The 14,081-nt window shown below is 34.0% G+C and carries 13 protein-coding genes; 3 read left to right on the forward strand and 10 right to left on the reverse strand.

Annotation, left to right across the window (positions count from 1 at the left end; all coding sequences use genetic code 11):
- Positions 1-38: 38 nt before the first annotated feature.
- The 10 genes from ABD940_RS20725 to ABD940_RS20770 all read right to left on the reverse strand — a co-directional run bounded on the left by ABD940_RS20725 (position 39) and on the right by ABD940_RS20770 (position 9,969).
- Complete coding sequence (locus ABD940_RS20725) at positions 39-632, reverse strand: hypothetical protein (protein WP_345208088.1); 594 nt, start codon at positions 630-632, stop codon at positions 39-41.
- Between the two features lie 77 nt (positions 633-709).
- Positions 710-832 (reverse strand): hypothetical protein, encoded by a 123-nt coding sequence (locus tag ABD940_RS20730; protein ID WP_345208089.1) that lies wholly within the window; start codon positions 830-832, stop codon positions 710-712.
- A gap of 101 nt (positions 833-933) precedes the next feature.
- Positions 934-2,118: a hypothetical protein gene (locus ABD940_RS20735; protein WP_345208091.1), complete on the reverse strand. Its 1,185-nt coding sequence runs from the start codon at positions 2,116-2,118 to the stop codon at positions 934-936.
- A gap of 79 nt (positions 2,119-2,197) precedes the next feature.
- Positions 2,198-3,031 carry a type 1 glutamine amidotransferase gene (locus tag ABD940_RS20740; RefSeq protein ID WP_345208093.1) on the reverse strand — a complete coding sequence of 278 codons (834 nt, stop codon included), beginning with the start codon at positions 3,029-3,031 and terminating at the stop codon, positions 2,198-2,200.
- 35 nt (positions 3,032-3,066) lie between these two features.
- Complete coding sequence (locus ABD940_RS20745; RefSeq protein WP_345208095.1) at positions 3,067-4,185, reverse strand: carboxylate-amine ligase; 1,119 nt, start codon at positions 4,183-4,185, stop codon at positions 3,067-3,069.
- Positions 4,186-4,215: 30 nt separating this feature from the next.
- A complete protein-coding gene (locus ABD940_RS20750; protein WP_345208097.1) occupies positions 4,216-5,169 on the reverse strand; it encodes an ATP-grasp domain-containing protein in 954 nt (317 codons plus the stop codon).
- Positions 5,170-5,218: 49 nt separating this feature from the next.
- Positions 5,219-5,932, reverse strand: coding sequence for an alpha/beta hydrolase-fold protein (locus ABD940_RS20755; RefSeq protein ID WP_345208099.1), 714 nt, complete (start codon positions 5,930-5,932; stop codon positions 5,219-5,221).
- Between the two features lie 144 nt (positions 5,933-6,076).
- Positions 6,077-7,288 (reverse strand): ATP-grasp domain-containing protein, encoded by a 1,212-nt coding sequence (locus ABD940_RS20760; RefSeq protein ID WP_345208101.1) that lies wholly within the window; start codon positions 7,286-7,288, stop codon positions 6,077-6,079.
- A gap of 140 nt (positions 7,289-7,428) precedes the next feature.
- Positions 7,429-8,844 (reverse strand): leucyl aminopeptidase family protein, encoded by a 1,416-nt coding sequence (locus tag ABD940_RS20765; protein WP_345208103.1) that lies wholly within the window; start codon positions 8,842-8,844, stop codon positions 7,429-7,431.
- 3 nt (positions 8,845-8,847) lie between these two features.
- Positions 8,848-9,969: an alpha/beta hydrolase gene (locus ABD940_RS20770; protein WP_345208105.1), complete on the reverse strand. Its 1,122-nt coding sequence runs from the start codon at positions 9,967-9,969 to the stop codon at positions 8,848-8,850.
- A 216-nt stretch (positions 9,970-10,185) separates the two neighbouring features.
- On the opposite strand from ABD940_RS20770, the gene glgB reads away from it, so the two are divergent.
- From glgB to ABD940_RS20785, 3 genes are read left to right on the forward strand one after another with little or no spacing between them, the layout of a single operon-like run.
- Positions 10,186-12,123: a 1,4-alpha-glucan branching protein GlgB gene (gene glgB, locus ABD940_RS20775; protein ID WP_345208107.1), complete on the forward strand. Its 1,938-nt coding sequence runs from the start codon at positions 10,186-10,188 to the stop codon at positions 12,121-12,123.
- Positions 12,124-12,132: 9 nt separating this feature from the next.
- Positions 12,133-13,539 carry a glycogen synthase gene (locus tag ABD940_RS20780; protein ID WP_345208109.1) on the forward strand — a complete coding sequence of 469 codons (1,407 nt, stop codon included), beginning with the start codon at positions 12,133-12,135 and terminating at the stop codon, positions 13,537-13,539.
- A 5-nt stretch (positions 13,540-13,544) separates the two neighbouring features.
- Positions 13,545-14,075 carry an FEKKY domain-containing protein gene (locus ABD940_RS20785; RefSeq protein ID WP_345208111.1) on the forward strand — a complete coding sequence of 177 codons (531 nt, stop codon included), beginning with the start codon at positions 13,545-13,547 and terminating at the stop codon, positions 14,073-14,075.
- Positions 14,076-14,081: the final 6 nt, after the last annotated feature.

The raw sequence follows: 14,081 nt of genomic DNA on the forward strand, positions 1-14,081 counted from the left end.
ATTTAAAAGTTTCGGCGGCATCGAAGATGCCGCCGAAACTATATTCCTCCAAAATCAACGAGATTGGTATCTGTTTCTCTTGCCCATTTATTTTTCAGATCATAATTTGTAAAATCATCATCAATTATCAACTTAAACTTAAAAATATACTCAACCTTGATTCCATAGAAGTCAGCAGGTTCCCAATTCTTAAACTTATCTGTTTTAAAAATTTCCTCAACTTGTTTGTATAAAACTTTATCTGTGATTTTGTCAGCGTAAAATTTTATGGGCTTTCCGGTTTTATCAATAATTATACAGAAAGTGTTTTCTCCTTTTTTGGAGTTTTCAGAAAGGTTGATCTCATCAGTTAATAATGATGTCCAGTGTTTAGATCCTGAATAATTGAATCTCGCGTGATAAAGTATTCTGTCATCAATATAGGTAGAGTTGTTAGAAGGATACAATTTTTGTAAACTATCACTTTTTTTCAATGATTTTTTTGCTTCATCGGTTTCTTTTTTGAGTCTTAAGAAATCATTTTTATCGAAAATAAATTTTCCTTTTTCAACGACGAATTTTATAGCTGGAATCTTTTGTGAATGGATACCAATTGAAATTATTAAAAATAAAAAAAGTGGAATTTTCTTCATGGATTTAAATTTCCTCAACAAATAATTTATTCATATATACAATAAAAGAACCTTCGAATTTCCGAAGGTTTTTATCATTAAATATTTTCCCAAGTTGTCTTTATTTTCTGCATTTTAAGAAGATAAAAATATAAAGGAATCAATTCTAATCTTACAGTAAAGCTGATATTTGAAACCGTAAACGGAATAACTGCCATCATAATAATACAAACTACAATACCAATGATTGCATCAATAATCGCGGCTTGTGGAGCCCATTTTTGCTCAAACCAAAGTCCATAAGCAACAATACCTTTATAAATTATTCCTCTGCAAAAAAAGCGTTAGAACTGCCAATCCAAATTGCGTCTTTCTTGTTAAAATCCACATTTACCATTGCGGCTTTTGTCATTCTTCCAAGATTTTCAAGTAGGATAGGACGTTCGTCATTTTCGCGCCAAATATACAATAATCTGATCTCCGCTTTTGAAAATTCACCGTTGATATCTTGGAAAACCGGCTCATAAGTTACTTTTCTTTGTAAAATATAATCCTCTTTATCTTCAATAGCGTCTGTAATTTCTTTTGTTGGATTCAAATTAACTCCACTTCCGGCAAAAGAAAATAAAGGTTTTAAAACAAAATTCTCCAGGTTTTCACTTTCCGGGAATTCATGTAAAAAATAACTTTTCGGAACAAATTGATGTTGTAAAAGCGGCAGTAAAAATTTAGAAACTTTAAAAAACCAATTCGGATGAGTAACCCAAGTTACATCAATATCTTCACGGAAATCGAACTCAGTTTTAAGATCAGGAATTCTGTCTAATTCATCAAAGATAACGCGGTTATAAATTCTTTTAATTTCAGTTAATTTTCCGTCGTTTTCGTAGAATAATTTTTTACCTTCTTTTTTTAATTTTGTTAAACAAACCGTTTTTATTCCTAATAATTTTTCAGTCAAAACAAAGTCAATGGCTGTTTTTTGCTTTTCAGGATAAATTTCAAGAAGAATAACATTTTCAGGATTTTCATTGCCAAGAATTAAATCCTTCATGTAATTTTTAAATTCTTCATGAGGCATTTTATTTTTAATTTCCGAAAGAAAAGGATAAACCTCACAAAATGTATCTTCAAAAACTTTTTGGAAAGCATAGAGAGAAGGGAAGGCTTGAAGTTCAATTAATTGCGGTTCGATTTCTCCGTTTTCACTTTTGCAGATTCCAAAATCTATGGTGAAAAAATGTGGTTGTTTCGTATCATTAGGAACTCTGCAATTATCTGGAATAGCTTTCTGCAATGTTTCGTCAGGTAAATTTTTAATCTGATCAATAATACTTTCGCTGGCGTCAATTAATTTAGATTCAAATTTTTTGGTTAAAAATAAAGGACTTTCAGAAATTCTGAATGCAGGTTCCAAACCGCTTTTTTGTTTTAAAATCTCTTTAAATTGTTCGTATTTTTCCTGTGAAAATTCCTGATTGAATTGCTTTCTATATTTTGGAATCATATTCTTTTTCTTTTTTGTGATTTAAAAAATCGGACAATTTTTGCCCGATTTTTATATTAATTATTTGATTTTTAAATTTTTAAGCCATTATTTTAGCTTGCTTCAAAACGTTTTTTTTTGCTAAGTCTAAAAATCTTGGAAGAATCTGAGCCTGTGTCAAAATGATTTTGTCTTCATCATCCATTCTGTCAACGGTCTCAAGGTATTTTTCCATACCATAATTTTCTATCATGGCTTCTTTGTTCTTTTCGTCTTTCAGATTTTCAATCATGCCTGCAGGATTAGCTTCAGGATGGAATTGTGTTCCAAAGATCTCTTCCGAAAAACGAATCGCCATAATTGCTCTTTCCAAATTAATATGAGGACGGAATTTTTCAATCGCAACGATTTTCATTCCTAATTCTTCAAAACGCTCATGGTTGGGCTCAATAAACTGGAATGCTCTCGAATCAACAGCATAAAAAGGATCTGGAAGATTTTTAAATAAAAATTCTTTTTCGCCTTCTTCTGTTTTGTGAACCGGCATTACTCCAAAAGAATACGATTTTCTTTTATTAATAGTGCCTAGTTCCCAATGAATACTAGCCAATTGAAAAGAGTGACATATTAAAAACAAATATTTTTTATCGTCATTGAATTTATTATGCTCAAAAACATCATCCAAAAACTTAGCAAATTTATCCTCCCACTCAAGGCCTTCTCTGTGCGGATCTCCGGGACCTCCCGAAGAAATAAATATGTCGAAATCTTCAATATTTGGAATTTCATTTTTGAATCTTACATCGAATGTTTTAATACTTACATTTTCTTCTGTACTTTGCTGAAACGCTTCAGAAATTTCTTTTATGTTTCTAAATCCTTGGTTTACATGATTGTTGTTCATGTCCAGCAGAGCAATTCGAATATCCTTCATACTACATTATATTTTTTGCAAAGTTACCAAAAATATTATGAAGCAGTTTCACCATGTGTTATGCCATACTCTGTTTCTGAGATCATATAATCAACAACTTTCGTCAAATCTCCCGTTTCTTTATAGATCTGAAGTTGTCTGTCTGCACCGGTTCCGTTCTCTAAAATCTTCCATGCATATTCAACTTCTTCTCTGCATCCTAATTCGTCTACAACATCATCGATAAATTCTAAAAGTTCTTTTAAAAGATCAGGATAAGGAACTGATTCTTCTTTACCAAAATCGATCAAATGAGCTTCAATTCCGCTTTTAGAAGCTCTCCATTTATTTTCATTTAATAATAATCTTCTGTAGCTTCTGAAACTTAAATTCTGCTGATGCAGTTTGTAGATTTTTGCAACCAAAGCCTGCATAATTGCTGCAAGGCAAACCGTTTCCTCTATTCTTAAAGGCATATCGCAAATTCTAAACTCTATGGTAGGATAGAACGGGTGAACTCTTAGATCCCACCAGATTTTCTTGGCATTGTCAATTGTTCCAGTCTTAACTAAAAGATCAACATAGCTGTCGAATTCCGCCAAAGAATTAAAGAAACTAGGAATCCCAGTTCTTGGAAATTTTACAAAAATTTCCTGTCTGTAAGATTTAAAACCGGTATTTCTACCAATCCAGAAAGGCGAATTCGTAGATAGTGCATAAACGTGAGGAAGAAAATATCTCATCACATTCTGAATTCTTACTCCTTCTTCACGATTGGGGATCCCGATGTGTACGTGTAATCCAAAAATTAAATTTCCACGCGCAACATCACCCATGTCATCTACGATTTTGTTGTAACGTTCACCATCCGTAATCGTATTGTGTTCCCAGTTTGAAAAAGGATGTGTTCCGCCACCGGAAACGCGAAGGTTCTGCTCGTGAGCTGTTTTTATAAGGTGTCTTCTCAGATTGGTTAATTCCGCTTTAGCTTCCTGAATGTTCTGGCAGATTCCTGTTTCCATTTCGATCATGGATTCATGCATTTCGTGCTTTAAATTTTCACTTAAAACAGCTTTTCCGCCTTCAATAATTTTCGAAACATGAGAGATCAGATCTCTGCTTTCAACATCAATGATTTGATATTCTTCTTCGATTCCAATAGTAAATTGATGCATTTTTTTTCGTGCTTTTTTATTTTTCTAAAGTTATTTTACAGAATCTTTTACGAAGGTTCCCCAAGAAATATTTTGTTTTCCAGGAACATATTCTTTCGCTTTTTCGATAGCTAATTTTGCAGCATGTTCTACAATCCAAGCAAAATTTTCTTCTCCTACAGAATTTCTGTCTGCGTCCGGAGCCGGATTACAGAAGTCGATCGCATAAGGAATTCCGTCTCTTATTGCAAATTCAACGGTGTTGAAATCGTATCCAAGAGCTTCATTCATTTTAATTGTATAATCATGAATTGTTTTCAATAATTTTTCCAATTCTTCACCTTGAGTCTGATGTGTTGTTGCGTATCTCAGATGATGTGCATTTCTCGGCTCATAAGGCATAATGTGAACATATTTTTGTCCTAAACAATACACTCGGTAATAATCGTCAAAAACAATTTCTTCCTGAACCATCATTACCAATTGCTCAGTTTCGCTCAATTTATTCCAAAGATCTTCCGGATTTTCTACTCTGTAGACGCTTTTCCATCCACCTCCGTCATGAGGTTTCATATAAGCGGGGAAGCCAACATATTCAAAAATATATTCCCAATCATGGGGAAATTTTAAATTCCTGAAAGATGTTTCTGTAGTATCTGTCGGTCTTTCATGTGATGGAAGCAAAACAGTTTTTGGAAGAGGAATTCCCAATTTTGACATTAAAGCATTATTGAAAAACTTTTCATCCGCACTCCACCAAAAAGGATTGTTGATTACATAAGTTCCGTTTAAAGCCGCGTTTTTAAGATAAGCTCTGTAAAAAGGAACATCCTGCGAAATTCTGTCGATAATTACGGCATATCCATAATCTGCACCTTGTTCCAGTTTGTCGATATTTACAGCTTCAGCGATGATGTCTCCACCTCCCAATTCGTTTACTTTATCGATAAATGCCCAAGGAAATGTATCTTCCATACCGAATAGAATCCCTACTTTTTTAGCCATAGTTGTATTTTTTTAATGTTTTGTATTAATATTTTAGTTTTAATTAAATTTAAGAAAAGAAAGCCCCTATAAATGTTGGAAAAACCATTCTCCAAAGCGGCCAGTCATGATTGATCCATTTTCTTTCGTCATACCAGAAATCAATTCCTTTTGCCCTTAAAATTTCTGCCATTTCTACATTTTTATCCTTGCAAATATCTTGGTCGGAAGTGCTCAAAACAATGTGCATGTGTTTGTACTTCCATGCTTCGTCATTTTTCACAAATTCTCTCGGACAATTGTAATACACAAGATCGTCAGAATATCCGTCCATGAAATTTCTGATACTGAAAGCACCCGAAAGACAGAATAAATGTGAAATTACATCTGGAAATCTAAATGCAAAATTTGCTGCATGATAGCCACCAAAACTTGCTCCCGCAATCGCAACACGATGCACTTTGTGGATCTTTTGGATGTAAGGAATAAATTCCTGAATCAAAAACTGAACATATCTTTCATAATTTTTAATTCTTTGCTGTGGCGAAATTTTTTCATCATAAAAACTCCAGGCATCAATTGTCTGAATATTGTAAAGTTTAACTTTTCCCTGTTCTATAAACCAATTGATGCTTCCATTCAAATGGAAATCATGGTTTTGAGTATAAAGACCTTGTGAAGTTGGAAACATGATGATCGGATGCCCATAATGTCCTGTAACTTCCACTCTAAGGCTTGTTCCTAAAATATGTGAGTAATAATCTGTATGCTCTATCTGTGGCATTTTTTTCTTATTTGGGTTTAAAAATTAGATGATTGAAGTTATTAAATGTAATAAATTCAATTCTGGCGAGTTGCTTTTTTAGGTAAACTAAATTTTATAAAATCAATAATTTATTGAAGAATAATATTTCTGTTTATTAAAAAATTATGAAGTCGGCTTGCTTTTCGGAGGAAGAATATTCAACATCTCTGCGTGAATTTTTTCTGCAGCCTTATCCAGTCTTTCCTGGACAACAGTAGAATCCTTCGATTTATAAACAATTCCTACGTGATAATCAATCGGTAAAAACTTTACGGCTTCTTCACATTCGAATTGATTGTAATCCGGCTCTTTGTCTTTAATTAAAGCTACAATCAATCCGGAATAATATCCTGTCGGTTTTGAAACTTCATAAGTTTTTCCTCTCAACAAAGCATCTTCAATCTTCGCCCATTCTCTCCAGATGTTAATATTGCTTGAAGCTTCCACCAGATCGGGAATATGTGCTCCTCCGACTCTTGAAGAGGTTTCAAGGAAGTAATATTTTCCGTCGTCTTTGCTTCTGATAAATTCCGTATGAGTTGCACCGTTCATCAATCCAAAATTGGAAAGAACTTTTGCATTGACTTGATCAAGAGCTTGAAATTCATCCGAATATCTTCCCAGAGTTTTCGTTCTGAAAACTCCGCCTTCATGTGAAACCTGCATCGGAGGTGCTAAATATTTTGAAGCAGAAGTAAAAACAATTTCTTTATTAAAAGTAAGACTGTCAACATGATAAACATCTCCCGGTTTGAAACTTTCCAGTAAGAACAAATGGCGTTCTTCACCAAGATTATTGAGTGCTTCCCAAAGATCTTCTTTAGAGCTTAGTTTTTTGATTCCCGAAGCTGATGCTTCCGAACGGGGTTTCAGAACCCATGGAGCGGGAACTTTATCAACAAAACGATTAACCTCATCATTATTAAAAACCGCAGTGAATTCAGGTACATTTATTCCCGAATCTTTTGCTTTTTGACGCATTGCCAGTTTATCTCTGAAATATCTGTGTGTCGTTTGTCCCATTCCAGGAATTCGGAACGTTTCTCTGATAAGGGCAGCTTTTTCCACGTCGTAATCGTCTAAAGCAATTACAGCGTCAACTTTTCTGGTCTGCATTAAATGTGAAAAGCCCTGAACCAGATGATCCATATTCCAAACCGACGGTTTTATTTCAGGCATATAAAATACCTCATCTATAGCATGCCATGGCCAGTTTTTGTCCTTAAGATTTTCTGAAGTTACTAAGATTATTTTATTACCGAGGCTTTTCATTTCGTCCATGAAATCATACCCCTTGTAATAGCACGAAATACATACTATTGTTTTCTCCTCCATACAATGTTTTTTAGTTTTTGATGGATTTTCAAAAATAAAAACGATTTTTTGTTAATTATTTAATGTTAAAAATTAAAATATAATGCGCTTTTGGAAATCCTTTACCAATTATACAGAGAATTTTTGTAATAAACTAATTTTTAGTGATAATTTTCGATTAAATCTGCCAATAATTGTACTCCAAATCCGGTCGCAGCTTTTTCTTTTGCATAACCGACATTTCCGAATGCTACTCCTGCAATATCAAGATGCGCCCATTTAGGATGATTTTCAATGAATTCCTCTAAAAATTTTGCAGCAACAATACAGTCTCCAATCGGTTTCATGGAAATATTCTTTAGATCTGCCACATCAGATTGAATATCATCTTTCCAAACGTCCCACAATGGTAAATTCCAAAGTCTCTGATTGGTTTTGTCACCCGTTTTTATCAAAAGATTTTTCAATTCTTCATTATTGGAAAACATTGCTCCGCAAGTATCACCAAACATTCTCACAGAACTTCCTGTAAGTGTCGCAAGATCGATCAAAAAGTCTGTTTTGAAATTTTTAGCCATATAAGAAAGACCATCTGCCAAAATCATTCTTCCTTCCGCGTCAGTGTTCAGAACTTCAATTGTTTTTCCATTATAAGCTGTAATAACATCACTTGGAAGGAAAGCATTTTCTGAAATTGCATTATCTGTGATAGGTAAGATCGCGACGATATTTACAGGAAGCTGCATTTCTGCAGCATAAATTAAAGTTCCCAAAACGGCTGTTGCACCACCCATATCCGATTTCATATAGTGCATATTATCAGGGTTTTTCAAAGAAATTCCGCCTGTATCGAATAGTACGCATTTTCCAACCAATCCGAAAGTTTTTGCGTTTTTTACAGTGGTTTTATATTCTAAAATTGTAAAAGCTGCATCGTAAGCACTTCCTTGATTCACTGAAAGATAAGCTCCCAAACCAAGTTCTTCACATTTTTTTCTGTTGAAAGAAGTGTATTTTAAATCATATTTTTTAGCCAGATTCTTCAAATGTAAACTTAAAGTGTCAGGTTTTTTAAGATTGGCAGGTTTGTTCAGCCATTCCTGACAAGCGATTTGTCCGTTGCTTAATGCTTCAGCTTTTTGATTGATGTTGTCTAGTTTTTTCTGACTTAGATTTTCGAAATGAAGCTCAAATTTGGTGCTCCAAAACGCATGATTTTTTTCGAAAGGATAATTATATGTTCCGATTAAAAGCCCTTTTGTGAATTCCTCGAACTGTTTTTCGGTCATGAAATCAGCTAAAACCAACGTTGGAGCCGCCTGTAATTTACCTTTTTGAGTTTGGGAAAACTTTATCGCAACCTGTTGGATTTCGAAATTTTGTAATGTGGATTTTCCTAAACCGATAAAATAGGTAATTCCTTCTTCATGAGCATTTACAAAAATCTCATGCTTCTTGCCTGTAAAGAAAGTGGAAATATTTTTATTGAAATTTTTACTCGTTTTCGCCCAGTCTTCTTCAGTGAAAATGTGAAAGACCTGAGTGTAGTTTTTATTTTTTTTGTTGATTAACTTCATAATTTAATTTTTAATGCTTTGTTGTTGAGGCTTAACTTCTACAGGATTCTCTGTATTATTGTAATATAGCCATTCGATCGCTCTCGGGAATTCCTGCGACCAGTAAAATTCACTGTGTGTTCCTTCCGGATTGATATTGGTTTTAAATTCAAAATCAAATAAATTTTTCTTTTCCCAACGTTTTAAGTATTCTTCAAAAAGGTAAATTCTTTTTACCATTTTCGAGCCTTCCTGACCGCCTCCGTAAAGGTAAATTTTTGTTTTAAAAGGAATTCTGAAATTCATCATCGGAAAATTATTATTCGGCTCAACCCAAAGTGACGGAGAGAAAATTAATAATTTTGAATAAACCTCAGGATAAAGAAAACCACTGTAAATACTTATCAAAGCACCTAAAGAGCTTCCTCCGATTCCTGTATTGTCGCGATCTTTTTTTGTTCGATACGTTTGATCAACATAAGGTTTTAACGTGTCTGTAATAAAACGAATGTATTTCTTTCCTTCAGAACCATTGGCTACATTGTCGTTATCAAAGATATATTCCTTGATTCTTTCCTCGCTTCCATGTTCTACAGCAATAATTATGACATCACCACGTCCATATTCTGCAAGAATCGAAAGCTTTTTGTCGATTTCCCAATTTCCGTATCCGCTTCCTTCATTGAATAAATTCTGTGCATCCTGAAGATACAGAACCGGATAACTTTTGTTGGAAACATAATAGTCGTAAGGCAAAAGCGCCCAGACTTTTCTGTAGCGGTCGAGTTGAGGAATGTAAAATTCTTCCGAAATAATCTCTGCAATCGGATAGTATTCGTCTTTAAAAGGTCCCCAATTAAATCTCCATTTTTGGACAGTGTCAGAAGTTTTTCCTGTAGATTTTGAAACTTTTCTGTTCGGGGTAATATTTCCGTACTTATCCAGTTCTACGTTTTCCCAACCTCCTTTCGTGAATTTATATTCGATAATATCAGGCAAAATCTGGTCATCAATTTCGATAAAATAGTTTTGAGGATCTTTCTGTTTAAGTTGGTAGCTATAATCTTTCGGATTCCAAATATTGAAATTTCCTGTGATGTAAATAGGTCTATCGTCACTTTCTTCTGTGTAAAGTTCAAACTTCATCTGTGTGTTTAGTAAATTTTAAAGGCTAAATTTATAAAAAATCTTTTTATTTTAAATTATTTTTAAAATCATTAATCTGTGATTAAAAAGCTCTATATTTGATAGAATCAAGTGATAGAAAGAGATTAACATAATATTTAATTCAATAATAATTAATGCTTATTGTTTATATTTTTTGTAGTTTCAGAGAAAATAATAATTTAAATCAAAACCGTGATGAATTCGGTTAAAACATATACGCTTTTTACGGATCAGGATATTTACCTTTTTAAAGAAGGTAAACACTATAAGCTATATGATAAGTTTGGCGCGCATTCGGCAGAAAAAGACGGTGTAAAAGGCGTTTACTTTTCGGTTTGGGCTCCAAATGCAAAAAAAGTTTCTGTTATCGGTAATTTTAATAACTGGAACGATAAAGATCATATTTTATTTCCACGATGGGACGAATCCGGGATTTGGGAAGGATTTATTGCAGGTTTAACGTGGGGAACTTTATATAAATATGCTATTGAAACTCCTCGGGGAGAAATTTTAGAGAAAAGTGATCCTTATGCGTTAAGCTGGGAACAAAATATTCAGGCTGCATCGATGGTTTCTACAACCTGGTACGAATGGAGAGATAAAGAATGGCTGGAAAACCGCTGGAAAAAAAATAGTTTAAACGTTCCGATTTCGGTGTATGAGATTCATTTGGCTTCATGGGTGAGAGAAGGAGATGATCCGAAAAAGTTTTTGAATTATCGTGATATAGCCCAAAAACTGGTTCCATATGTGAAAGAAATGGGATTTACCCACGTAGAATTCATGCCTGTGATGGAATATCCTTACGATCCGAGTTGGGGTTATCAGATCACCGGATTTTATGCTGCGACGTCGCGTTTTGGTTCACCGCAGGATTTGATGTTTTTAATTGATGAACTTCATAAAAACGATATTGGCGTAATTTTAGATTGGGTTCCTTCACATTTTCCAGGTGATGCAAATGGTTTGCACAGATTCGATGGTTCTTATTTGTACGAACATGAAGATCCGCGTAAAGGTTTTCATCCCGATTGGAAATCATATATTTTCAATTATGGAAGAAGTGAGGTGAAATCTTTTTTAATTTCAAATGCCATGTTTTGGCTGGAACGTTATCATGCAGATGGTTTGCGTGTGGATGCAGTAACTTCAATGCTTCATCTCGATTATTCTCGAAATGAGGGAGAATGGGAACCGAATATTTACGGAGGAAATGTAAACCTTGAAGCAAAAACTTTCCTGCAGGATTTTAATACGGCTGTTTATAAAGAATTTGGAGATAATATTATCACAATTGCTGAGGAAAGCTCGGATTTTCCGATGCTGACAAAGCCTGTTCATGACGGAGGTGTCGGTTTCGGAATGAAATGGATGATGGGCTGGATGCATGATACATTAGATTATTTTAAAGAAGAACCTTCCATCAGAAAATTTCATCATCATAAACTGACTTTTGCTTCGATGTATATGTATAATGAAAATTATATGATGCCTTTATCGCACGATGAAGTCGTACACGGAAAAGCAAGTCTGATCTACAAAATGCCGGGCGATGAGTGGCAAAAATTTGCAAATCTACGCGCATTGTATGTCTATATGTTTACGCATCCAGGAGCGAAACTACTTTTCATGGGTGATGAATTCGGGCAGACCAATGAATGGAATTTTAAACAAAGTCTGGATTGGCATTTGCTGGAATATCCTGTACATAAAGGTTTGCAGACTTTAGTGAAAGATTTAAATCATATTTACACAAATGAAACGGCTTTTTACGAAAACCAATTTGATATACACGGCTTTGAGTGGGTTCAGGCTGATGATATAGAAAATTCCGTTTATATTTATTTAAGAAAAGGAAAAAGAAAAGATGATGTTTTTATGGTGGTTTTAAATTTAACTCCAAAAGTTTTAGATTATAAAATTGGCGTGAATGCAGCAAGTCATTGGGAAATTATTTTTAATTCTGATGATGAAAGATATGCAGGAAGTGGAGTGAATGCTGCGATTTCTAATGAAGAGTATATGGGACATCAGAAATCGATCAGTGTAAATTTACCTCCGCTTTCCGGAATTATTTTAAAGAAAAAAGACAAGAAATACAAACAAAATAGAATCAAACAACACAAAAGATAAAAGGGAAAAATGGTAGTTTATCATCTAAGTACGGAGTGTTATCCGGTAGCAAAAGTAGGCGGTTTAGCAGATGTAGTGGGAGCTTTGCCGAAATATCAGAACAAAATAAAAGGTGTTGATGCAAAGGTGGTTATGCCTTGGTATAACAAATCTTTTGTTTATGATCATGAGTTTGACATAGTTTTTGATGGCTTCATTCATCAGGGGCAAAATATGCTTCAGGTACAGGTTTTAAAGGAGAAAACGGATGCTTTGGGATTTGAATTGTATATGATAAAAATTCCGGGACTTTTGGATCGTGAAAATCCTTACGGTTATCAGGATGAGAGTTTTCAGTTTTTGGCTTTTCAGCATGGTGCTTTGCATTGGTTGAGTGCAATGGAAATTCGTCCGGATATTTTGCATTGCCATGATTATCACACAGGTTTGGTTCCTTTTATGATTGAACATTGCGATGAATTTTCATTTTTAAAAGGTGTAAAAACAATCGGAACGATTCATAATGGTGAGTATCAGGGAATGATGAGCTGGGAAATGGCGAATTATATGCCGTCTTTCGATCAGTATAAATGGGGATTGATGGATTGGAACGGATACATGAATCCTTTGGCAAGTATGATTAAATGCGCAACTGCCTTTACAACGGTTTCTCAGGGTTATCTTGAAGAACTTTTTGTAAGTTTCAGGGGCTTAGAAAGTCTGGTTCGTGATGAATTTGGAAAGGCTTACGGAATTATCAACGGAATTGATGCCGAAGTTTGGAATCCTGAAACTGATCCGATGTTGGATTTTAATTTTACCGTTAAGAATGCTATTGCTCAGAAGAAAAAAAATAAAGAAAAGCTTTGTAAAGAATATGGCTTAAAGCCTGAACTTCCTTTATTTGCTTTTATTGGAAGATTTGCAACGGAAAAAGGGGCGGATTTCCTTCCTGATGTGGTTTGGAAAAGCATTAAACAAAGTTACGGAGCTTTAAATATTATGATTTTGGGTTCTGGAAACTCTTATATTGAAAATAAGCTGAAAGAATATGATTATACATACTCCAATTTTGCGTTGGATTTAGGGTATAAAGAACATCTTTCACATAAAATATATGCTTCGGCGGATTTTCTGCTAATGCCTTCAAGAGTTGAACCTTGTGGTTTGAATCAAATGTATTCGATGAGATACGGAACAGTTCCGATTGTACGATATACGGGAGGTTTGAGAGATACAGTGGAGGATATTTCGACAGGAGGAGCGGGAATTAATTTTACGTTTCCGGGAGTTGATGATATTATTCACGCAATGAACAGGGCATTATTGGTTTATAATCAAAAAGATGAAATGAAAAATCTGATCCAGGCAAACATGAATTTTGATTTTGCATGGGAGAAATCAGCAGAAAAATATATAGCTTTATATAAGAATTAAAAATATTGAAAAAGCTGTCTTTTTTATTTATTTTCATATTAATTTTCTCTTGTAGGAAAGAAGAAGGAACTTATGTTGGAGGTCATTATTGGATCTATGGTCATGGACTAAAAGATATGAGAACCGAAGAAGCTACAGAAGGTATTTCTGAAAAATGGAAAATAAAGTATGCTGATGTAGGTGGTTGTGTAGTATCTTCTGATGTAGAGAAAAAAGTAGATTCTTTAAATAAGAAAACTTTTGATGCAATAGCAAGAAGATACGGGAAAAATTGGGAAGAGGAATATGAGAAAGATATTGAAGACTTTATGATGAAAAAAGCCAATGTGATGGATATTTTAATCACCAATAAATTATTTAGAGAAGAGCTTAAAAAATATTTCATAGAAATTGATGATGCAGAGGAAAATGTAAAGGAATTAAATAATGATTTGTATAAAGTTGTAGTTTATAATCAAAAGCTAAAAGCTGAAAATAAAGAATGTTTTTCAGTAACCGTAAACACTAAGGACAAAAGAGTAAACTTAATAAAATAAAACGCA

The sequence above is a fragment of the Chryseobacterium ginsengisoli genome (assembly GCF_039542325.1).
Classification (GTDB): domain Bacteria; phylum Bacteroidota; class Bacteroidia; order Flavobacteriales; family Weeksellaceae; genus Chryseobacterium; species Chryseobacterium ginsengisoli.